The sequence below is a fragment of the Pseudomonas sp. RA_5y_Pfl1_P24 genome (assembly GCF_963970945.1).
Taxonomy (GTDB): Bacteria; Pseudomonadota; Gammaproteobacteria; order Pseudomonadales; family Pseudomonadaceae; genus Aquipseudomonas; species Aquipseudomonas tritici.
Genome location: NZ_CAXAOJ010000003.1, coordinates 436230 through 458028, shown reverse-complemented (window position 1 = coordinate 458028; position 21799 = coordinate 436230). Strand labels below are relative to the sequence as shown.

Annotated in this window: 18 protein-coding genes, 1 tRNA gene and 3 pseudogenes; 9 read left to right on the top strand and 13 right to left on the bottom strand. The window is 60.2% G+C overall.

Features of this window, described 5'->3' with window-relative positions:
- Positions 1 to 56 precede the first annotated feature (56 nt).
- Positions 57 to 800, top strand: coding sequence for an energy transducer TonB (locus AACY30_RS06895; RefSeq protein WP_339472196.1), 744 nt, complete (start codon positions 57 to 59; stop codon positions 798 to 800).
- Positions 793 to 1245 (top strand): ribosomal protein S18-alanine N-acetyltransferase, encoded by a 453-nt coding sequence (gene rimI, locus AACY30_RS06890; RefSeq protein ID WP_314568899.1) that lies wholly within the window; start codon positions 793 to 795, stop codon positions 1243 to 1245. The genes AACY30_RS06895 and rimI overlap by 8 nt, the downstream gene beginning before the upstream one ends.
- 120 nt (positions 1246 to 1365) lie before the next feature.
- Here rimI and AACY30_RS06885 read toward each other — a convergent pair whose 3' ends face one another.
- Positions 1366 to 1770, bottom strand: a complete 405-nt coding sequence (locus AACY30_RS06885) for a serine kinase/phosphatase (protein WP_339472181.1) — start codon at positions 1768 to 1770, stop codon at positions 1366 to 1368.
- A 139-nt stretch (positions 1771 to 1909) separates the two neighbouring features.
- Between AACY30_RS06885 and can the strand changes: the two genes are divergently transcribed.
- Positions 1910 to 2554 carry a carbonate dehydratase gene (gene can / locus AACY30_RS06880; RefSeq protein WP_065879680.1) on the top strand — a complete coding sequence of 215 codons (645 nt, stop codon included), beginning with the start codon at positions 1910 to 1912 and terminating at the stop codon, positions 2552 to 2554.
- On the opposite strand, the gene AACY30_RS06875 is transcribed toward can, so the two are convergent.
- The 5 genes from AACY30_RS06875 to AACY30_RS06855 all read right to left on the bottom strand — a co-directional run bounded on the left by AACY30_RS06875 (position 2496) and on the right by AACY30_RS06855 (position 8060).
- Positions 2496 to 2936 carry an SET domain-containing protein-lysine N-methyltransferase gene (locus tag AACY30_RS06875; RefSeq protein ID WP_339540047.1) on the bottom strand — a complete coding sequence of 147 codons (441 nt, stop codon included), beginning with the start codon at positions 2934 to 2936 and terminating at the stop codon, positions 2496 to 2498. The genes can and AACY30_RS06875 overlap by 59 nt on opposite strands.
- 147 nt (positions 2937 to 3083) lie before the next feature.
- A complete protein-coding gene (locus AACY30_RS06870; protein WP_339472185.1) occupies positions 3084 to 4253 on the bottom strand; it encodes a hypothetical protein in 1170 nt (389 codons plus the stop codon).
- Positions 4254 to 4375: 122 nt separating this feature from the next.
- Positions 4376 to 6076 (bottom strand): acid phosphatase, encoded by a 1701-nt coding sequence (gene acpA / locus AACY30_RS06865; RefSeq protein ID WP_339540046.1) that lies wholly within the window; start codon positions 6074 to 6076, stop codon positions 4376 to 4378.
- 93 nt (positions 6077 to 6169) lie between these two features.
- The gene (locus AACY30_RS06860) at positions 6170 to 6490 is read right to left on the bottom strand and encodes a hypothetical protein (protein WP_339472186.1); all 321 of its coding nucleotides are present in this window, start codon (positions 6488 to 6490) and stop codon (positions 6170 to 6172) included.
- A 151-nt stretch (positions 6491 to 6641) separates the two neighbouring features.
- Positions 6642 to 8060: a short-chain fatty acid transporter gene (locus tag AACY30_RS06855; protein ID WP_339540045.1), complete on the bottom strand. Its 1419-nt coding sequence runs from the start codon at positions 8058 to 8060 to the stop codon at positions 6642 to 6644.
- A gap of 185 nt (positions 8061 to 8245) precedes the next feature.
- On the opposite strand from AACY30_RS06855, the gene AACY30_RS06850 reads away from it, so the two are divergent.
- Entirely contained in the window at positions 8246 to 9535 is a 1290-nt protein-coding gene (locus AACY30_RS06850) for an MFS transporter (protein WP_339540044.1), read from the top strand.
- A gap of 97 nt (positions 9536 to 9632) precedes the next feature.
- Here the strand turns inward: AACY30_RS06850 and AACY30_RS06845 are convergent.
- A pseudogene (locus AACY30_RS06845) lies at positions 9633 to 9803 on the bottom strand (gluconate transporter); the annotation flags it as partial.
- A 128-nt stretch (positions 9804 to 9931) separates the two neighbouring features.
- Between AACY30_RS06845 and AACY30_RS06840 the strand changes: the two are divergent.
- Positions 9932 to 10507 carry a flavin reductase family protein gene (locus AACY30_RS06840; protein WP_339472190.1) on the top strand — a complete coding sequence of 192 codons (576 nt, stop codon included), beginning with the start codon at positions 9932 to 9934 and terminating at the stop codon, positions 10505 to 10507.
- A 78-nt stretch (positions 10508 to 10585) separates the two neighbouring features.
- Here AACY30_RS06840 and AACY30_RS06835 read toward each other — a convergent pair whose 3' ends face one another.
- Complete coding sequence (locus AACY30_RS06835) at positions 10586 to 11395, bottom strand: AraC family transcriptional regulator (protein WP_339472191.1); 810 nt, start codon at positions 11393 to 11395, stop codon at positions 10586 to 10588.
- 99 nt (positions 11396 to 11494) lie between these two features.
- On the opposite strand from AACY30_RS06835, the pseudogene AACY30_RS06830 reads away from it, so the two are divergent.
- The 3 genes and pseudogenes from AACY30_RS06830 to ddlA form a co-directional block, all read left to right on the top strand.
- Positions 11495 to 11653, top strand: a pseudogene (locus tag AACY30_RS06830) (helix-turn-helix domain-containing protein); the annotation flags it as partial.
- Positions 11654 to 11686: 33 nt separating this feature from the next.
- Positions 11687 to 12325, top strand: a complete 639-nt coding sequence (locus AACY30_RS06825; protein WP_339540043.1) for a LysE family transporter — start codon at positions 11687 to 11689, stop codon at positions 12323 to 12325.
- Between the two features lie 44 nt (positions 12326 to 12369).
- Entirely contained in the window at positions 12370 to 13464 is a 1095-nt protein-coding gene (gene ddlA / locus AACY30_RS06820) for a D-alanine--D-alanine ligase (protein ID WP_339439064.1), read from the top strand.
- On the opposite strand, the pseudogene AACY30_RS06815 reads toward ddlA, so the two are convergent.
- The 3 genes and pseudogenes from AACY30_RS06815 to AACY30_RS06805 all read right to left on the bottom strand — a co-directional run.
- Positions 13454 to 13627, bottom strand: a pseudogene (locus AACY30_RS06815) (laccase domain-containing protein); the annotation flags it as partial. The gene ddlA and the pseudogene AACY30_RS06815 overlap by 11 nt on opposite strands.
- 50 nt (positions 13628 to 13677) lie before the next feature.
- On the bottom strand, positions 13678 to 15507 hold the full coding sequence (gene ggt, locus AACY30_RS06810; RefSeq protein WP_339540042.1) for a gamma-glutamyltransferase: 1830 nt from the start codon (positions 15505 to 15507) through the stop codon (positions 13678 to 13680).
- A 36-nt stretch (positions 15508 to 15543) separates the two neighbouring features.
- Positions 15544 to 16323 carry a PhzF family phenazine biosynthesis protein gene (locus AACY30_RS06805; protein WP_339472193.1) on the bottom strand — a complete coding sequence of 260 codons (780 nt, stop codon included), beginning with the start codon at positions 16321 to 16323 and terminating at the stop codon, positions 15544 to 15546.
- Positions 16324 to 16642: 319 nt separating this feature from the next.
- On the opposite strand from AACY30_RS06805, the gene AACY30_RS06800 reads away from it, so the two are divergent.
- Positions 16643 to 20815: an AvrE-family type 3 secretion system effector gene (locus tag AACY30_RS06800; RefSeq protein ID WP_339540041.1), complete on the top strand. Its 4173-nt coding sequence runs from the start codon at positions 16643 to 16645 to the stop codon at positions 20813 to 20815.
- A gap of 109 nt (positions 20816 to 20924) precedes the next feature.
- On the opposite strand, the gene AACY30_RS06795 is transcribed toward AACY30_RS06800, so the two are convergent.
- Together AACY30_RS06795 and AACY30_RS06790 are read right to left on the bottom strand one after the other, a co-directional pair.
- Positions 20925 to 21001, bottom strand: a tRNA-Met gene (locus AACY30_RS06795).
- Between the two features lie 191 nt (positions 21002 to 21192).
- On the bottom strand, positions 21193 to 21744 hold the full coding sequence (locus AACY30_RS06790) for an RNA polymerase sigma factor (RefSeq protein WP_339468667.1): 552 nt from the start codon (positions 21742 to 21744) through the stop codon (positions 21193 to 21195).
- Between the last annotated feature and the right edge of the window lie 55 nt (positions 21745 to 21799).

Here is a 21799-nt window from a genome sequence, read left to right as displayed (position 1 = left end):
CCACAAGTGGCCGAGCTGTGCTTATCGAGTCCCGACGTCGCGCTTACTTGACCGCCATGCAGGTGGTCAATTGGCTGCCCCGCACCGAACTGCCGTTTGCCGCCCCGTCGCGGCCCGAGCTGTTGCAGGCGCTTGAGCCCTATGAGGCGTTCGAGTCTTCGGGCGAGGAGGCGGCCGCGCCGGTTGCGGTGGTCAAGCCTGTGCCCGAGATGCGCCCCGTGGTCGAGCGGGCGAAGATCGAAGTGCCGCGCCCATCGCCGGCAGTCAAAGCCGTGGTCGCCGAAGAGGCCTCGCCGGTGGCCAAGGCAGCGGTGGTGCCGCCACCGCGCTTCGCCCTGCAATTGCTGCGCGCCGGGCGTTGCCTGCTGCTGGTCGAGTTGCCGACCGGCGAGCGCTTCCAGACCCGCGACCCGGCTTACATGCTGCTCAAGGACATGCTGCGCGCCGCCGGCCTGCCCGACAGCCCGCAGATCGTCGGCGACCCGGTGCGCTGGCCGTTGCTCGTGCGCGGCACCATGGACCAGGGGCCGGAAGCGGCGCGGGATTTTGTGCAAGGCTTTGTGTCGGCACGCCTGGAAGACGAACCCTGTGTGTGCCTTTGGCTGATCGGCCTGCCCGCCGTGCGGTTTGCCGGTGAAGCCAACGCCGAAGCCTGGTACCGCGAACTGCAGGTCGAAGGCCTGGGTTCGGTGTGGGCCCTGCCGGGCCTGGAACTATTAATGGAAGAGCCACAGCGTAAGGCTGATGTCTGGCAAGCCATGCGCCGGCTGATGGCGCGCTGGAAAACAACCGATGAGTGAGGCTTTATCCTTCCGCCCGATGACCGAGGCCGACCTCGACGCCGTGCTGAAAATCGAATACGCAGCGTTCAGCCACCCCTGGACCCGCGGGATTTTTCTTGATGGGCTGGGCAAGTATCAGATCTGGCTGATGTTTGAAGGTGAGCAGCAAGTGGGGCACGGTGTGGTGCAGATCATCCTTGATGAGGCGCATTTGCTGAATATCACCGTCAAGCCGGAAAACCAGGGCCGTGGCCTGGGTTTGGCGCTGTTGGAGCACTTGATGTCCCGCGCCTATGCCGCTAATGCGCGGGAGTGCTTCCTGGAAGTGCGGGATAGTAATACCGGCGCATTTCGCTTGTATGAGCGCTATGGTTTCAACGAGATCGGTCGGCGTCGGGATTACTACCCTGCCATCGGCGGACGCGAAGACGCGGTTGTCATGGCCTGCACCTTGGTGGATTAACCACACATCCAAATGTGGAGCGGGCTTGCTCGCGAAAGCGGTGTATCAGTCAAGATATCGTTCGACTGACACTGCGCATTCGCGAGCAAGCCCGCTCCCACATGTTGAACCGCGTTTTTTTCAGCGATTGCCGTCAACCGGATCAAGGTCGGCCAGTTCGGCCTCATCCAACCCATTCCCGCCGCCAATCTCATCCTCGGCCACGATACTCAAGTCGTAATCCGCCGGATTATCCTCACCTTCCTCCCGAGCATCCCGCGCACCATCCTCGCGGATCAGTGTTTGCGGGCTCATGTCATCATCGGTTGACTCATGATCGTCGGTGGAGGCTCCGGTCATCCCGGCTTCACGTACCCGTTCGTCAGGCATCAGGTGCTCGCGCTCGCGAGACGGGATTTTATCGCCAATCTCAGCCGTTTGATCGGGCTCGTCAAAATCCAGCTCGCGCATCGAACCCATGCGATCTTCGTTATCATCAATCGGTTCGGGCTGCGTAGCGCCGTAGGGACGTCGTGATTCAGTCATGGCCAATCCTCATACTGTGGGGCTTATAGTGTGTGGACAGGCTGTGCGCCCCAAAGATTCAAGCTAATTTGCGCTAGGCGTGACCCGCACGCGAGGTTGTCAGTCACAAAACTGCGCATCATTCCTGAGGCTTTCCCTGATGAACGAACTACAAGACCTGCTTGATAACAATGAACGCTGGGCGGACGCGATCAAACAGGAAGATCCCGAATTCTTCGCCAAGCTCGCCCGCCAGCAAACTCCGGAATACCTGTGGATCGGCTGCTCCGATGCACGCGTACCGGCCAACGAGATCGTCGGCATGCTACCCGGTGATCTGTTTGTGCACCGCAACGTGGCCAATGTGGTGCTGCACACCGACCTCAATTGCCTCTCGGTGATCCAGTACGCCGTTGACGTGCTCAAGGTCAAACACATCCTCGTCACTGGCCACTACGGCTGTGGCGGCGTGCGCGCTTCGATGCAGGACCGGCAGTTCGGCCTGATCGACGGCTGGCTGCGCACCATTCGCGACCTCTACTACGAAAACCGTGAGGTGCTGGCCGAGTTGCCGACCGAAGAAGAACGTGTGGACCGTATGTGCGAGCTGAATGTGATCCAGCAAGTGGCCAACGTCGGTCACACCAGCATTGTGCAAAACGCTTGGCACCGTGGGCAGAGCCTGTCGATCCATGGTTGCATCTACGGCATCAAGGATGGTCGCTGGAAGAGTTTGAACACGACCATCAGTGGCTTTGAGCAACTGCCGCCGCAATATCGTCTGCGTCCGTTGGGTGAAGTCTAGTCTCGGCGTGATCGATGGTCAGCAGCTCACCGGCACGGATCTCACGCAAGGACCAGACCTCCAGGTAGTGCTTGTCGATACATACGTTCGGGTCGCTGGAGGGTGAAAACAGCCCGCTGAACCAGCAGTCGTACAGGTGGACGCGCGGCGACAATTGCACGGTACAGGGGCGTTGCTCGCCCACGGCGTAGCCGGAGATCTTGGCGATGCACACGCGGCTATTGAAGTCGACAAGCGCCTTGATCCCTGCGCTCAGGCCATTAGCCGCGTGCACCACTTCGAACTGCGCGGTAGAGGGGTAGCCCTTCTCAAGGTGTGACTTGAAGGGGTAAAGGCATTCGTTCTCGACGGTTTTAGCCTTATCCATGGTCAGAGTTTTCATCACTCTCCTGGGGTAGGCTGCATCGACCTGCAGGTGGTGTCTGACGACCAGTCTTGCAGCGGATGGACACGGTTCAAGACTCGCTGAACAGGGCGCCGATTTCTACTGGCATTGTTGACAGTAGAAATCGGTTGTTTTTTGTGCAGCTTATAGCGCCGTGGCGGCAGTAGCGGGGGGTGGGGCAGCGTTCTTCAGCTGCTTCAACTGTGCCTTGATGGCGGGCGTGGCGCATTTTGCGTTTGCCTGCTCCGATGGCAGGTTGCGCACCGAGCTGTAAAACAACTCACACGTCTGCTCCTTACGCGTGACCTGCCAGGTGTTCATGCACGCCTTAAGCATCACATTCGGGTCACTCGCAGGTTTCTGCCCCATTCCGGCCTGCCAGCAGGCTGCGCTCAAGTCCTGGCCCATCACCTTCAAGCCGGCCTCGTCGGCTTTCTGTTCGTTGCCCTCGTAGGTGTCAGGGCTTGCGGCATACCAGATGTAACTCGGATGGTTGGCGCCCAGCACCGACACGGTCTGGCCCGCCCTTGGGCTGATCTGCGCCAGGCCCAGAACACCCACGGTCTGCCCGTATTGCTGCTTGATCCAGCTGCGCACGGGCGCGCCAAACGCCACCATCGGCAATGCCCCTTTGGCGGGCAGGCTCAGTTCCTGGACCATGCGCACCTGGTAATCGGTGAAGTAGCTGTAGACGGCTTCCAGGTCCTTGCCGGCGTTGGAAGGCGCGGCGATGGGCGCGATGTCGATGATGGTCTGGTAAGCCGGTGTTTCGGTGGCCGGGATGCCATTGTCGACGAGCAGGGCGGCCCAACGGTCAGTGGTGGCCGATTCCAGATAGTCCTGGGCTTGAGTCAGCGAGTAATCCGGCGGGAAGTGCAGCAGCTCGATGCTTTTGCGATTTTCCAGGGCCATGCCCAGCGGCAGGAACAGGTACCAGTTGTAGGCCCACTTGCCGTCACTGTTGAGTTTGCTGGCGCCTTGATAGGCCAGGTCGGCGGTATTGAGCAGGGTGGTCAGGGGGAGGCCATAACTGTCAGGGACGCCACTGAACGTCGCTGCTACCTGCCCGTCATGGGTCTTGACGCTGACTTTCGCGCGGCTGTACCCATCCCGTTGCAGGCTCTGGCTCAGATAATGCTCGGCGGTCTGCTCCAGCGTCCATGGCCGAAAACAGATCACATTGCAGTTATTCGGGTAGGCGAACAGTTGGGTTACACGCTGCGTACTCCCCAGCGGCACCTCGATGTCGGCCTGTACGACCGCACTCGCCATCAGTGCGGCCAGGATGAAGGACAGCCTGGTCGGTTTAAACATGGTTGTTTCCTTGTCAGCGAAAGCCCGTCTGCGCGGGATGAAAGCCCACCTCCACACAGTAGCGGCTGACCAGGAAAACCGCGTGCTAAATCACCCGGTGTGTCGTTATTGGATACGAAAACCTACAGGTTGAGTTGCAACGCGTTACTCAAGTCGCCCATCGGCTGTTGGCCGCGGGCGATCATCGCGTCATCACGTTGCTTCAGGCCGTCCAGGGTCTCCAGCTGGAACACTCGGGTGATCAACCGCAGGATCGATGCCGTGTCGTACACCGTATGGTCCACCGTGCCTTTGCGCGCGAACGGTGACACCACGAGCGCCGGAACCCGCGTGCCAGGGCCCCAGCGGTCGCCTTTGGGCGGAGCCACGTGGTCCCACCAGCCGCCGTTTTCGTCGACGGTCACCACCACCACCATATTTTTCCACTGCGGGCTGTCTTGCAGGACTTTCAAGGCGCGGACGATGTGGCGGTCGCCCGAGGCCACGTCGGCATAGCCCGCGTGCATGTTCAGGTTGCCCTGAGGCTTGTAGAAGGTCACGGCGGGCAGCTTGCCGGCTTGGGCGTCGGCGAAGAACTTGTTGGTGCTCGACTCATCACCCAAGCCACCGTCGCGCAGGCGTTTATCACGTTCGGCGCGGTTCTCGGGGCCTTGTTTTTTGAAGTAGTTGAACGGCTGGTGGTGATACTGGAAGTTCGGAATTTTCGGAATCCCGCCCGAATCCCTGAACTGGTCCAACGTCGCTTGCCACGCGCCGGCGTACCACGCCCAGTCGACGTTCTTTTTCGACAGCTTGTCGCCGATGTGTTCGTGGGTTTGCGGCACCAGCACGTTGGGCAGGTCGGGCTTGGAGTAATCCGGATTTTCCGGGTCGCGAATCCAGGTTGGCCAGTAGGGCGGGGCCAGGGTGTTCACGCCGTAGCCATCCGGGGTCAGGGCGCTGGGGCCGAACTGCGGGGGGCCAGTCATGGCGCTGGCCGGGGACTTGTCCAGCGGCTTGAGGCGCGGGTCGGTGGGATCTTCACTCTGCAGCGTGGCGATCTGCGCCTTGGCTACCGATTGAGCAGCATTCGGGTAAAACGGCGCGGTGGCGCTGATCAGGTACTGGTGGTTGAGGAACGAGCCACCGAAAGCCCCCTGGAAGAAGTTATCGCAGAGGACAAACTCCTTGGCCACGTCCCACAGGCGCAGCGAATAACGGCTCTGGGCGTAATGGCCCATCACCAGCCCGCCGGAGTCCGCCCAGGCGACGAAGTTATCGTTCTTGCCGCCGTTGATCTGCATCTGGTTTTGATAGAACACATGCCACAAGTCGCGGGTGACCAGGCTCAAGGGCAAGTCTTCAGCGTTGGGGCCCTTGAGGGCAAATGGCGCGTTAGGCAGGTTTTCCTGGAATTGCACTTCGCTGGGGTACGTCACCCCGTCCACAGTCTGCGGGCCGACTTGCAATACGCCGTCCCATACCGGGGGCAGAGTGCTCAGTACGCTGGCGTCGCGGTCGCGTTGTTGTGTGTCGGCGGCAGAAAGTGCCGACAGCGGTTTCTCCACCCCGGGGAAGTCGGCAAATAGATTGTTGAAGCTGCGATTCTCTGCGTAGATGACCACCACGGTTTTCACCTGATCACGCAGCGCTTTGTCGAGCGCCTGCGGCGTGAGCGGCCGCGTCACCGGTTTGCCTGGCGCTTCGCTGGTGTTGCCGCAGGCACTCAAGGTCGCGCCAACCCCCAACACCGCCGCCCCCCCCAGGAAGCGCCGGCGGCTGGTGTCTACCGACGGTTGGGCTACGGAATCGGGGGAAGAGCGGTCTTCGTGATCGTCACTCATAGCGGGGAATCCCTGGCGAGTTGTTGCAAGATATTTCGCCAGGACGGTAGCAATGCAATATGACGGAAAGAAGACAGTTATTGAGTCAGAGGCTCACAACAGGCGTAGCGCCAACTGGCTGCCGGCACGCAAGTACTCCATCTGTGCCGTCAGCGCATCTTTGACGATGGCCTCGCCCGTGTCGGTCAGCGCGGCCTTTTTCGAATCGATAACGGTGGTCTGCAACAGCTGCATCGCCACGTCGATCGACTTCTGGAAGGCTGTGACGTTGTTGTGCAGGCCAAACTCCTTGATAACGGTCGCCATGCGCCGGTCGGCATCGTCTCGCAAAGCGCGGTACTCCGTGACCGAAACGTTGTCGTCCTTATAAGTATCAGTGATCAACGCTTCCAGCGATTTTGATAGGGGCGTCATCGGATTTTCCTTGGTGTTTTGTGAGTGGGGATCCGAGTCAGGTTAATCAAAGAGGTTGGCGGGAGGAGTCAGGTATTGCCATCGCGTGGGGTGAGACAACCCCACGCGATTCATCAGAAACAGGCTTCAATCGACAAGCTGACTGCTGTCGTTAAGGCATCACCGGCGGCAAATACTTCAACGTCGTGCCCAACGCCCACAACAGGAACAACACCAGTGGCGTATGCACCAGCAACTGTACGAACGAAAATCCGATCAAATCCCGCGCCTTCAACCCCAATACCCCCAGCAGCGGCAGCATGTAGAACGGGTTGATCAGGTTCGGCAACGCTTCAGCGGCGTTATAAATCTGCACCGCCCAGCCCAAGTGGTACTGCAGGTCATTGGCCACTTGCATCACATAGGGCGCTTCGATGATCCACTTGCCACCGCCTGACGGGATAAAGAAGCCCAGCACCGCCGAGTACACGCCCATCAGCAGCGCGTAGGTGTCATGGGAGGCGATGGAGGTGAAGAAGGTCGAGATATGGTGTGCCAGCGTCTGGCCGTCGCCGCCCTTGACCACGGTCATCAATGCCGCGATCGAGCCGTACAGCGGGAACTGGATGAGTACACCGGTGGTGGTCGGCACCGCACGGGCCACGGCATCGAGGAAGCTGCGCGGGCGCCAGTGCAACAGGGCGCCGACCATGATGAACAGGAAATTATAGGTGTTCAGCCCCGAGATGGCGCTGATCGCCGGCTTGGTCGAGAACTCATGGAACAGCCAACCGGCCGCCAGCAACGCCAGCAGGATAGTCAGCAATGGGCTGTGTTCCAGCCATTCGCCCGGTCGGGTCGGTGCTTGTAGCTTGGGCAGGTTGAACGCCGGGTCGACGCCGCAGGCCTTGGCATCGCGCGCGCTGTTCGGACCGGGCGCAGTGGCGTAGGCGATGATCAGCGACACCACGATCAGCGCCAGCAACAGCACGCCGGATTGCCACAGGAAGATGGTTTCCGTAAACGGGATCACCCCGGTAATCGACAGAATCGACGGCGGTAGGCTCGCCGGGTTGGCCTGCAACTGCGCGGCCGACGACGACAGCCCCAACGCCCACACGGCACCGAGCCCCAAGTAGGCCGCGGCACCGGCCGCGCGATAATCCATGCGCAAATCGGCACGACGCGCCAACGCCCGCACCAGCAACCCAGCAAACACCAGGGACAAGCCCCAGTTCAACAACGAGGCGACCATCGAGATCAACGCCACCCAGGCCACGGCCGAGCGACCGTTCTTGGGGATACGCGCCAGGCGGTCGATCAGCTTTACCGCAGGCGGCGAGCTGGCCACTACATAACCTCCGATCACTACAAAGGCCATCTGCATCGTAAAGGGGATGAGGCTCCAGAACCCGTCACCAAAGGCTTTGGCTGCGTCGGTCGGCGCGGCGCCCATGCCCAGGGTCGCTACGGCGACAATGATCACGGCGAGAGCGGCAAACACCCAGGAGTCTGGAAACCAGCGCTCGGCGAAGTTGGAACAGCGCAGGGCAAATCGGGCGTAGCGGCTTTCTTCGATAGCATCGGCCACGGGGCATTCCTCTTGTAGTTATTAGGTGGGAGGCAGTTTTCCGGCATGTTCCGCTACGGTCATTGATATGGGAATGCAGTTATCTTCATCGATCCATGAGGAAAACAAATATATCTGTCGTGATTGCCATCATTGGACTCAGCTCATAACCTGCACGCCATTTTGTTTGTCTGCCGAGCCTTCATATGACTGCTACCTTTTCTTCACAGGCGCAGCGTTTTTCCCGCTCCGACTACAAAACCCTGGGCCTGGCCGCCCTGGGCGGTGCCCTGGAAATCTACGACTTCATCATCTTCGTGTTTTTTGCGTTGACCTTGAGCCAACTGTTCTTCCCTCCGGAAATGCCCGAGTGGCTGCGCCTGCTGCAAAGCTTCGGCATCTTCGTCACGGGTTACCTTGCGCGACCGTTGGGCGGCATCCTGATGGCCCATTTCGCCGATCACCTGGGACGCAAGCGCGTGTTCAGCCTGAGCATCCTGATGATGGCCTTGCCTTGCCTGTTGATCGGGATCATGCCGACCTACGCGCAAATCGGCTATTTCGCACCTTTGATCCTGCTGGCGCTGCGCGTGCTGCAAGGCGCGGCGGTGGGCGGAGAAGTCCCTAGCGCCTGGACCTTCGTTGCCGAACACGCGCCGCCCCATCATCTTGGCTACGCCCTGGGTTTCCTGCAGGCCGGCCTGACCTTCGGCTACCTGCTTGGCGCACTCACTGCCACATTGCTGGCGCAAGTTTTCACCCCGGCTGAAATCCTCGATTACGCCTGGCGCTTCCCGTTCCTGCTCGGCGGGGTATTCGGTGTGATCGGCGTATGGCTGCGCCGCTGGCTCAGCGAAACCCCAGTGTTCCTCGAAATGCAGGCTCGCCGCCAGGCCGCCGCCGAGATGCCGCTGCGCACTGTATTGCGCGACCACCGCGCCGTGTTGCTGCCGGCGATGATCCTCACCTGCCTCCTGACCTCAGCCGTGGTCGTCCTCGTGGTTATCACCCCAACCATGATGCAAAAAACCTTCGGCATGAGCCCCAGCCACACCTTCGCCTTGAGTGCCTTGGGCATCGTTTTCTTGAACATCGGCTGCGTATTGGCTGGCTTGCTCGTAGACCGCATCGGCGCCTGGCGTGCTGTGCTGGTCTACAGCCTGTTGCTGCCAGTGGGGGTTGCGGTTCTGTACGCAAGCCTGATCAGCGGCGGCACCTGGCTGGGCGCGGCCTATGCCGTGGCGGGCCTGAGTTGTGGCGTGGTGGGCGCGGTGCCATCGGTGATGGTCGGGTTGTTCCCGGCGCCGGTGCGAGTGTCGGGGATTTCCTTTACCTACAACATTGCTTATGCGCTGTGGGCGAGTACCACGCCGTTATTGCTGATTGCGTTGATGCCGACCCGCCCGTGGATTTGCGTGGTTTACTGCGTGGTGATGGGCGCGGTGGGGGTGGTGAGTGTGGCGCTGTTTGGTAGGCGCCACACCTTGGCCGCCTAGATATCAGGTCAATAAGTGCCAGAACAGCAGCGTACCCGCCAGGCCGACGACAGACACAATCGCCAGCGCCACCAACGAGCTTTGCGTCGCCGCCAACCCCGCCCTTATCGGCACGCGGCATGCCAGCGGCCCTTCCCATGCAGATCACGGCGGCGATCAGCGGTTCACCGAGGCATTTCAGGGTCAGGCCGACGGTGCTTTCGGCCGGCAGGGCGACCTTGGTCAAGGTGCTGCCCAGCATCAGGATCACCGGCAATAGAATGATCAGATCGTGGAAATCCAGGATGGCGCGCAGGAAGTGGTCCGCGCAGTGGGGCAGTTCGCCAACCCACTGTCGAGTTGAGCGTAGGGCTTCAGGTATCGTAAGCGTTTTCTTGCATGAAGAGTCGACCCTCCATGAGCCCTACCCACCGTCGCCCCGTTCCGCTGTCCAAGGCCTACCGTTTGCTTAACCACGGCCCGACCGTGCTGGTGAGCGCCGCACACGACGGCCAGCGCAATATAATGGCCGCCGCTTGGGCGATGCCGCTGGATTTTGAACCGCCGAAAGTCGCCGTGGTGTTGGACAAGGCAACATGGACCCGCCAACTGCTGGAAGGCGCCGGCACCTTTGTGCTTCAGGTGCCTTGCGCGGCTCAGGCGGATCTCGTGCAGACGGTCGGCAACACCACCGGCTCCGAGACTGACAAGTTTGCAGCTTACGGTTTGCAAGCGTTCAAGGGTGAACACACCGAAGCGCCGCTGCTGGAAGGCTGCGTGGCGTGGCTGGAATGCCGCCTGCTGCCTGAGCCTCGCAACCAGCAGACTTACGATCTTTTCCTGGGTGAAGTCGTCGCGGCCTATGCTGACGACCGCGTGTTCAGCGGCGGCCGGTGGCACTTCGAAGGGCATGATGAACTGCGCACGTTGCACCATGTGGCGGGCGGGCATTTCCTCACTATCGGTCAGCCGATTGATGGGCGCCAGCTCTAAGCCTTGCCAGCGCGCGTTTGCCAGCGCTTCGGCAAACGCCATCAGCTCCCACATTGATCGCATTTCAGGTTGGGGGTTTCAGCGCCCGAGCATCTTCACCCAACGCGACGGTGGCATGCCGTAGGTGCTGCGAAATTGCCGGGTCATGTGGCTCTGGTCGGTGAACCCCGCGGTCAACGCCGCGTCCACCAGCGCCCGGCCCTGGGCCAACAGGCTGCGCACCAGGTCCAGCCGACGCATGGTCAGGTAGCGGTAGGGGCTGGTGCCGAACAGCAAGCGAAAATCCCGCGATAGCGCCCAGCGATCCCGGCCGGCGTGGTCGGCCATTTCATCCAGGGTGATGGTGCGGCCCAAAGCGCTGTGGATAAACTCCCGGGCGCGCTCGGCGGCGACGTAATCGAAGGTCTTGCGGCTGACGATACGGCCCGAGACGTTGCTCAACGCATGGGCCAAATCGAATAGGGCGTCCTGCTCCAGCAACGGGTCGAGGGGGTTGTCCAGGTTTTGCAGCAACACTTCGCTGGCGCGGAACAGCCTTGGGTCTGTGGATAAACCACTGGGGATAAACGGCAACGGCTTGCCGCCGAGGATCTGCTGGATCAGCGATGGCTCGACGTAAATCATCCGGTACTTGAAACCTTCGTCACTGCCGGCGTGACCGTCATGGGTCTCATCCGGGTGAAGCACCATGGTTGTGCCAGGCAGGCTGTGGATCATGGCACCGCGATAGTGAAAGCTTTGCACGCCAGTCAACGTGCGCCCGATCGCGTAGGTGTCGTGGCGATGCGGGTCAAAGGCAAAGCCGGCAAAGTACGCCTCGATACGGTCCAGGCCGTTGGCGTGCGGGGCGCGGTGCAGCCAATCGAGGGTGACGGAGGGTTTGCCCATGGTGAGTGGTCACAAAAAAGAGGTGGAAACACGTTAACCCAGTCTGCGGAAGGTTGTCTGCCGGGTCTTGAACGATTGTGCGAGTGTGTCGCCGTGGAAGCAGACGCCATCGGGATTACCGAACAAAACCTGTCGTTGCTTAAACAAGGCAAGGTCAAAGGCATCAGGTTGGGGACGCTGGATGCTATCTGCGCCTATCTGGATTGCCAGCCCGGTGATTTGCTTGTACATATGCCAGAGGCGGCTGCCGACCCGTAGGGTCTTATTCACACCGCGAAGAAGGATCATTCGATGCTGCTCACCCACCTGCCGTACGCTGCTCCGTTGTTGTCGCTGGCGTTGCTCTGGACTGTCGCGGTGGTGACGCCGGGGCCTAACTTTTTCAACACGGCGCAATTGGCCGCCAGTTGTTCGCGCCGCCATGGTGTGGTGGCGTCAGCCGGTGTGGCGACGGGCACCATCATGTGGGGGTTAGCGGGAGGCCTTGGCATCAAGTCGCTGTTTACCGCCGCGCCAATGCTGTACATGGCGTTCAAGATCATCGGCGGCTGCTACCTGATTTATCTTGGCTTGAAACTCTTCAAGCGCTCGGCACCGACCATGAGCCAGAACGTGCTGCCGGATGAGGCGCTTCGTTCTCTTTTCTGTGCCTGGCGCCTGGGGCTGCTGGGTAATCTGTCCAACCCGAAGGCAGCGCTGTTTGTGGCGACCATCTTCGCCTCCACCATGCCGCCTTCGCCATCACCGATGCTGTTGACACTGGCGGTGATCATCATGGCGACCTTGTCGTTCAGTTGGTATTCCTGCGTGGCCTTGGTGTTTTCCAGCGAGCGTATGGCTAACGTTTACAGCCGCTCGCGTAAGTGGCTCGACCGCTTTGCCGGGGGCTGCTACTTGTTGTTTGGCGCACATCTGGTAGCGAATCGCTGACCGCCCGTGGTAAGAAACCTTACTTTCAACAGTGAGGCAGGGTCATGAGCAAGGTGCGGGTAGGTATTATTTTTGGTGGCCGTTCGGCCGAGCACGAAGTCTCGTTGCAATCGGCGCGCAACATCGTCGATGCGCTGGATCGCTCACGTTTCGAGCCGGTGCTGATCGGCATCGACAAGGCCGGCCACTGGCACCTCAACGACACGTCGAACTTCTTGCTCAACCAGGAAGACCCGGCCCTGATCGCCCTGAACCGGTCCAACCGCGAACTGGCTGTAGTGCCCGGCAAGGCCAGCCAGCAACTGGTGGAAACCTCTGGCGCCGGCCTGCTGGAACATGTCGATGTGATCTTTCCTATCGTCCACGGCACCCTCGGCGAAGACGGTTGCCTGCAAGGCCTGCTGCGCATGGCTGACCTGCCTTTCGTCGGCTCGGACGTACTGGGTTCGGCGGTGTGCATGGACAAGGATATCAGCAAGCGTCTGCTGCGCGATGCCGGCATTGCCGTCACCCCGTTCATCACTCTCACACGGAGCAATGCGGCGCGTACGTCCTTTGAGGCGGCGGTGAGCAAGCTCGGCTTGCCGATGTTCGTCAAACCCGCCAATCAAGGCTCCTCGGTAGGCGTGAGCAAGGTCGGCGACCAGGCCGAATACCAGGCTGCCATCGAATTGGCCCTGGGCTTCGATGAAAAAGTGCTGGTTGAATCCGCCGTCCAAGGCCGTGAAATCGAATGCGCCGTGCTGGGCAACGAACACCCCATCGCCAGTGGTTGTGGCGAAATCGTGGTGAGCAACGGTTTCTATTCCTACGACAGCAAATACATCGACGACCAGGCTGCCCAAGTGGTGGTGCCGGCCGATATCAGCCACGAAGCCAGCGAGCGCATTCGCGGGCTGGCCATTGAGGCGTTTGAAGTGCTGGGCTGTTCCGGCCTGGCGCGGGTCGACGTGTTCCTCACCGATGCCGGCGAAGTGTTGATCAACGAAATCAACTCACTGCCCGGCTTCACCCGTATCAGCATGTACCCCAAGCTGTGGCAGGCGGCGGGGATGACCTACAACGAGCTGGTGAGCCGGTTGATTGAACTGGCGCTGGAGCGGCATGCGGGGCGTAAGGGGCTGAAGGTCAGTCGGTGAGGCTAGCGGCGTGTGGCGAGGGAGCAATCCACGAATAGATCAATGTCTTCGCTTCCTCCGGGTGATGCGTCCTGCGGCGATAGTTAGCAAACGTGGGTGAGGTGCAGTAAGTACATACCTTACTCACCTCGATCTGCTCTCGTCGAACGCCTGCTGCATGCAGATGAACACCTCTGCCTGCTGCACGGGCGCTTTCTCCGTTGATTGAAGTGTTCAGTCGCCGACCGCCTGGCCTTCACGCCGTGGGTCGGCGCCGCCGCTCAGTGACACCTTCCCCTGGGCATCCCGCGTGCGAACGATGGCCTGGATGCCGCTGGTCATATCTATCTCGCTCACTGCATGGCCCTTGTCCTTGAGCGCCTGCTTCAATGCGGGACTGAACATACCAGCTTCCAGCTCGGTCGCACCGTTGCGGCTGCCAAAGTTGGGCAGGCTGATGGCGGCTTGCGGGTCGAGTTTCCAGTCGAGCATCGCCACCAGGGACTTGCTCACGTATTCGATGATCTGCGATCCGCCGGGCGAGCCGACCGCGGCCAGTAACTCGCCGCTTTTGCGGTCGAACACCAGCGTCGGCGCCATGGTCGAGCGCGGGCGTTTGCCGGGCTCGACACGGTTCGCAACAGGCTGGCCATTCTCTTCGGGAATAAACGAAAAGTCGGTCATCTGGTTGTTAAGCAAGAAGCCCTGGACCATGACATGCGAGCCAAACGCCGCTTCCACCGTGGTGGTCATCGACACGGCGCCACCCTGGTCATCCACTGCCACCACTTGCGAGGTAGAGATGCGCAGCGGCGAGCGATCGGGTGCGTAAGCCACCTGGATACCTGCTGGCAAGCCTGGCTTGGCGATGCCCATGCTGCGCTCGCCGATCAAGGTGGCGCGCTTGGCCAGGTAGTCCGGTGCAACAAGGCCCGCCACTGGCACAGTGACGAAATCGGTGTCGGCGACATAGAGCGCGCGATCAGCAAAGGCCAGGCGACCGGCTTCGGCCAGCAGGTGCACCGCTTCGGGTGTCGGCTCAAAGCCTGGGTGCAATGGGCTTTTCACCGGTTGCATCGCTGCGATGGCCAGCCCAGGATCGCGGCCTTCCAGCGCCTGCAAGGTGCCGAGGATTTGCGCGATAGCGATCCCACCCGATGACGGCGGCGGCATGCCACACACCTTCCATTGTCTGTAGTCAGTACACAGTGGCGTGCGTTCCTTGGCGGCGTAGCCCTTCAGATCTGCCAGCGACAGGCTGCCCGCATTACGATTGCCCTGCACTTTGCGGGCGATCTCATCGGCAATCGGCCCGTGGTACAGCGCATCCGGCCCTTCCTTGGCGATGCGCTTGAACACGTCTGCCAGTGCCGGGTTTTTCAACACGCTGCCGATGGCTTTCGGTGTGCCATCGGCGTTCAGGAAGTACGCCGCCATGTCTGGCGATTGCGCGATGTAGCGATCGGCCGCGATCAAACTGTGCAGGCGCGGAGAAATCGCGAAGCCTTGTTCCGACAGCCGGATCGCCGGTTCGAACAGCTTTGCCCACGGCAGGTGGCCGGTCTTTTCGTGTGCCATTTCGAGCGCACGCAAGACACCTGGCGTACCGACCGAGCGCCCACCGATCTGCGCCTCGGGAAACGCCATTGGTTTGCCGTCGGCCTTCAGGAACAAGCGCTCGGTTGCCCCGGCTGGTGCGGTTTCACGGCCGTCATACGCCTGCACATTTTTGCCGTCCCACAGCATGATGAATGCACCCCCGCCGATGCCCGATGATTGCGGCTCCACCAGGGTCAATACCGCTTGCATCGCAATCGCCGCATCAATCGCCGAACCGCCCATGCGCAGCATTTCGCGTCCGGCCTCGGCCGCCAGAGGGTTGGCGGCGGCGGCCATATGACGCTCGGCGTGTTGGGTCGTGAGGTCGGTGCGATAGCCTGAGCCCAGCTCCGGTGCCGGTGGCTGTTCGTTGACAGGCGTATGGCAGGCAGCCAGGGCGAGGGCTGCGGCAACCACTGACAGTTGACGGCGGCAAATCGAAAACACGCGCTGAACTCCGTTCATTTTGAGAATGATCTGTTGTCCTTGGTTACTGCGTTTTTACAGATAAATCGTGCCTTGCAGGTAGAGCACCGCACGACCGGAAATGATCACGCGGTCACCCTTGAGTTCACAGCGCAATTGGCCACGGCGCTTGCCGCCTTGTTCTGCGGTCAGTTGCGACTTGCCCAAGCGTTCGGCCCAGAAAGGCGCCAATGAGGTGTGGGCCGATCCAGTAACCGGGTCTTCATTCACGCCCACATTCGGGCCGAACCAACGGGAGATAAAATCAAACGGCGTACTTTTGGCCGTTACCGCAACCCCTCGCTTGGGCAGGCCCTTGAGGCGTGCGAAATCCGGCATCAATGCGGCGATCTGGGCTTCGTCTTCCAGCAACACGATGTAGTCATCGGTGCAGAACACTTCGGCCTGTTCAATTCCCAGCGCGCTCAACATGCCCGCGGGCGGTTCGCAGCGCTGAGGTTGCTTGGCGGGGAAGTCCATCGCCAGTTCATCGCCCTGACGCGTGACCCGTAGCTCGCCGCTACGGGTAGCAAAGCGCAACACGTCTGGCGCATCCGCCATCTGGTGGGTCAGTACCCACGCCGCCGCGAGCGTGGCATGGCCACACAGGTCTACTTCGACTTGCGGGGTAAACCAACGCAACTCATAGAACCCCTCACGAGGGACGAAGTAGGCGGTTTCGGAGAGATTGTTTTGCGCTGCAATGTTCTGCAGTTGCTCATCGCTCAGCCACTCGGTCAGCGGGCAGACCGCCGCCGGGTTGCCGCCGAAGACGGTTTGGCTGAAAGCGTCGACTTGAAAGATATCCAGTTTCATCGAGAGCACTCCGTTGAGGGGGGAGCCGGACACTAACAGTGGGTCAAGCGAGCGTCAAAATACAGAGGGAAGGTTTTTTCGAGCGCATGGAGGTGCCGTGGTGATAAGGCATAGGTGGAACCAAAAATAGCGAGTGCCCACTAGACAGCTGTGACTCATTTTGTTTGGGAACATTACCATGCGCACAGGATTAGATCCGCTTCTCAAATTACAGCACGCCCTTGCCAGTTGCTCGACGAAATGGCATCAGGAAGTACCTCCGCGTAAAAGCCCGCCGCCAGTGTCGTTGCTCCACTATCAAACACTGCAACCCACCTCAATGCAATTCGATGCCCGACTCATCAACGGGAAGGTGCAGGCTGATACGACGCTTGCGGGGCGTGATATCGCCCAGCACCTCAACCAGCCGAATAAACACTATGTGGCCGATGGTTCTTCTGCAGCGGGTACCTATACGTTGCGGATGAAGGATGAACGCCAGTACCTGTTTCATATTCAGTCCACACCCGCTGTCGCAGCGGTGTTCAAAAGCAGCCTTCCCGATGCGGCCGACGGCGCCGGTAACGGCCCGGGTCGCGCGCATTTGGGGCGCGTCAGCGCCATTCAAACAACTGCGCAGAGCCAGCAGTTTCGCCTGGATGGCGCACGGCTGTTTCGATTCGAGCCGCTCACGCTTTCCTGGAAACCAGACGCAGATACCCGTGCATTCTCCCGTATTGGCCTGAGCAAAGAAGGACAGCTGCTGAAGACGCCCGAAGGGTTTGCAGACAGCAGCGCCCAAGGGGGCACCACGGTGCTGCTGAGTCAGGACCGGGATATTTCTGTTGTGCATCTTCAAGGGGCTGGCGCCCACACTGTGTGTCCGGTCGATGAGGTAGGTTTGCCGGTGCAGCTCATGCGTATCGGGGTGTCGGGAAACACCTTGTTTGGGGCGACCACGGACGGTGAGTTGGTCCGTGCCGACCTGCGCATGACACGAGATGACAAGCTGCCCATGGTCAGGCAAACGGTCGACGCGCTGGAGCGGGCGCTGAAGGGCGCCGTCAATGTGGAAGGCTTCTTTCATGATGACGCAGGGCAACTCAATGCTCAGGTGCGCGACGCACGCCTTCAAGTGCACAGCGTGCCCTTGAGTGACGCACACGCACTCCGCCCGCAATGGAACCTCAGCGATGTGCTGGTCAAACACATCGAGAAAGGTTTGCCCCTGCCCAGCCTGCAAGCGCTGTCGACGGCAGTGGACCTCGGGCAACGAGGCAAGATTGCACTCGATGCAAGCCACCTGTTGACCTGGGATGCGACGGCCCAACGTTGGGAGAACGCTGGGCAGCCTGGTATCGAACATCTGGCGTGTGGGTTGGATGGTCGCGCGTATGTGCTGCAAGAGGGACAATTGAAGGCGGTTGCCATCAGTAAAGTGTGCGACCCGTTGATTGAGGGCGCCAGTCACGACTTGGCCGCACTTCCCGCGCCGCGCCCACACGTATCCCTTGGCGAGGTGCTCGCCGGGGATAGTCAAAAGCCCGTGACCGGATTCGCTGTAGCGGACGGCCGAAATTTTGTGACGGTCAATCGGGAAAACCAGCTGCAGGTCCATCAGGACGGCGTCGCCAGGGCGTTGGAATTGACCCCCTTGATTGACATAAAGACACTCGCCCTGGATCACGCGGGAAATCTGTATGCACACAGCCAAGAAGGCGACTTGTTCAGGTTGGATCGCCAGGCCTGGCAGGGCAAAACCGAGCATGCGCAACGCTGGAGCAAGGTTGATCTACCGGATCGCCAGCCATTGGAGTCCTTGCGGATGGGCGCCGATAAGTACTTGGTTGGTGGGTGGGACAAGCAGTTCCACCGGCTGGAAAACGCCACCGCCAGCACGATGAAGTGGGGCCCGGTGCAATCAATGAACCAGGCACCGTCATTGGCCGATACATTCGCTGATACGTCGATGCGTGCACAGTTCAACGGGGGCGCGCTGACCGTCAGCAGCAATGTGATGGGGCAATTCCGTGAGGGGTTGCCGCTCAAGCGCAATTTTATCCAAGGGATCAAAGCGCACTTCCACCCACTGGAAGGCCTTAGCCAGGTGGGTAAGGATATTCAGCACCATTTCAAAGGCCGCAAGGGGCTGGAAGGGATCTACGCTGACGATAAACGCCTGCATGAACAGCTCAAGGTGCTGGCGCAGAGTAAGCCAGTTCCTGCTGACCTGGGTGTGCGGCTCGCAGCCCTGAGCAAGCCGGGGCCGCGTCAGGCGTTGGCCGAGCAGATCAGCCAAGCGCTGACCGACGTAGAACACAGTAGCCATTCAAGCGCACATCGCCTGGCAGACGTGCATGGCGTGGCGTTTGACGCTCGGCCCACGTTGAACCGGGCGGCGATTGATCCCCGTTCGACGCTGCATCAACTGTATGAAGTGTTTAAAAGAGTCTCCCCCTCGACGCAAAAATCGACCGCTGCGCTATTGGCCAACCTTGAGGGCCAAGGCTTGGCGCTTCCCGCCTGGACGCCCGAGCGCAAGCGCAACCTTGACCACCCCTCGGCACTCATCGAGGGCGACCTGATTCATCATGCAAGCGCGCTCAAGCAACTGGCGGATCTGGCACGGGCGCTCGACGATATGTCAGGCGTTAGCCCAAGCGGCCTGGAGCGCCTGGAAACCTCCCTGCGCGAGACGATGCAGGCGTTTAAAGACAGCCCTGTCCACACACTGGCCAGCCAAGGTATTGCCAGTTACGAGCAGGCTGAATCGTTGTATGGCAACTTCAAACTGTTGGCCAAGGACCTTGGAACACCTGGCTCTGCGCTTCATTGGCATCTTTCGGGCCTGCTGGGGTTGCCCACCGATGCTTCCATCAAGGCGGCAATGACGCAGCAGGTACAGCAACTGGGCAGTGGCCAGACCCTCGCGCCGAGCCGGGCCCAAGGTCAAAGCGTGGGGTTGATGGTGACGGGGGTAAAACCCATAGCCCCCGTGGAGTTTTTCTTGGGAGCCTCCAAGTCGCATACCCACGGTGTGAGTATCAGCCGTACCGATAAAGGCGCGCGGGTTGAGATCAGTACGGACGACATGCGGCGGCTGGCCGGTTCGGTGGCCTCGGGCCTGACGCTGGGGCGAGGCCCGGAGGCCGTGGGGCCGGCCTTGAGGGTGGCTGCGGAACTGACTGCAGCGGTGGCGAAAAACACCGGATCGAGCATCGCCTTTGATGTGAAAGAGGCAGACTTTGGCACGATGATGGCGATCCTTACCGGCGAGAACGGTACCGTCTACGACTTGCTCGCGTTGGGTGAGGAGCACGCGACAGGCAAGAGTTCCAAGGTCAGTGGTGACGTCAACCTGGACGTACTCGCCCAATTGCGCTTGATGTACACCCCGCAAGAAAACATCGCCGAGTTGGACTCAGTGATTCGCGCTGGCGTCGGCGTGGTGGGCAACCTCAATCTCGCGCATGCGGACAAGGGCCAGTCGACCACGCACACCGCAACAGGTACCCGCCAAGGTACGACAACCAGCGCTCAATTATTCAGGCAGGCTGGCGTGGGCGCCAACACCGCGCCGATCAATGCGTTGGGGTTAGGCCGGGCCGACAGTGACTGGCCCAGCGCGGCGGCGGCTTCGTTGCCGGAACTGTCGGTCATGGTGAAGTTTGATCGTGGGGAGTCGCAGGCTTTCAGTTTTTCATTCAAGCATCCGCAACCGGTTACTCAGCCGCAGATTGATCACCTCACACGCAATGTGTCGCTTTACTCGCCGAGTTTCAGGCGGGAGTTGGCTGCGATTGACCTGTCGGGGAACACCGTCGATCAACAGTTGGTCACTTTGCAGCGGTTTCTCACGACTCATCCGCCCATGGCAACGAAGCCGGACGCTTATCACGCCATCACCCAGTCACTGGATAAGTTGATCACCCAGCAGGACCTGGTGAAGAACGGGCTGCGCCAACTGAAGTCGGTCGAGTCTTCCGTCACGCGTGTGGGGTTACGGGACGACGGGCGCCATGCGTGGCTGGATGATGTGGCGCCGGCCAACAAGGCGGCCATTGAACAGTGGTTGAAGGATGACCCCCAGTTTGCCCAGGTGCTTGATCAGTGGCGCCAGGGTGAGGGCACTTCAGTGAAGCTCGGCATGGAGCTCAAGCCGCAGATAGTGCGCGCAATAGAGCGTAGCCATCTTGCCGGTGAAAGTACCGAGCCGCTGATCCGGCGTGCCCTGAGTGATCGCACCAACCTGCGTGTCAAAAACATGAGCTTGAGCTACACCACCACGCAATCCCACGGCATGTCGATACCCACTATGAATCTCGGCTTTTCCAGCAGCGCTGGGCTGAGTCTCACGCAGAAGCGCGTCAATGCTGACCTTGAATACGGAATGGACCCCGATAAACCTTTGCGCATGAACTTGAACGATACGCTGGGCAGTCTGCCCCGGCATGATCTGACTATTGACCTGGCAGATCAGCGGGTGAGGACGCAAACCCAGCCGATCATCTGAATCACTTCGGCGAGTGCGCTGGGCGTCGAGGTGCTGCGTCAGGCGGTCCCAGCACTTTCCGCGAGGCATAAAAAAACGGCCTACCTTTCGGTAAGCCGTTTTTAGTACTTGGTGGCTACACAGGGACTTGAACCCCGGACCCCAGCATTATGAATGCTATGCTCTAACCAACTGAGCTATGTAGCCAAGTGGCGCGCATTATTCGCGTAGAACGGAAATGCGTCAAGCATTTATTTTGAATTTTTATCTACGCTTTCAACTGTTTAAGCGAAATCACCGGATCTGGCGACGAGTGGTTCGTGATTCACCCTGTCGAGTACCAAAAAAGCCTGATCGCGTTGGACAGATATCCCTGCCGCCCAACGCGTGGTCTGGCTTTAGGGAAACTGCGAGTTGTGAGTGGCGCGTTTAAGCTGTTCGCGCGCCCTTGAAAGGCGCGAGCGAACAGTGCCGATAGGAATGTCCAGTGCGTCGGCTGTGTCCTGGTAGCTGCCGTCGGTTTCCAGTGAGGCGTATAGCGTCTTGCGCATTTCCAGCGGCAGGTGGTCGATGGCGCTCAGGGTTTTTTCCAGGCGACGGTTCACCTCAAACTCCCAATCCAGGTTGTGGTTGTCTTCCTGGCCATGCCACAGCGACTCATCAAATTCGCAATGCACAGGCTTGGCGTACAGGCGCCTGAAGTGATTGCGGATAAGGTTTTGCGCGATACCACACATCCAGGTGCTGAGTGTGGCATTGCCGCTGAAACGCTCTCGGTTGCGCCAGGCTTCCAGGTACGTCAATTGCAGAAGGTCGTCTGCATCTTCCGGGTTGAGGACGCGCTTGTGAATGAAGCGCCGGAGTTTTTTTTGTTGATCGTCTGTCAGGTGAAGCATGAATTGAGGCGAGCTGCCAACGAGGTGCGCTAAAGCTTCAATAGGGATATTCATGATTGTTTCCTTGGGGTAGACGCCGTCGAAAGTGTGTCGACGGGAACCCCTTTTG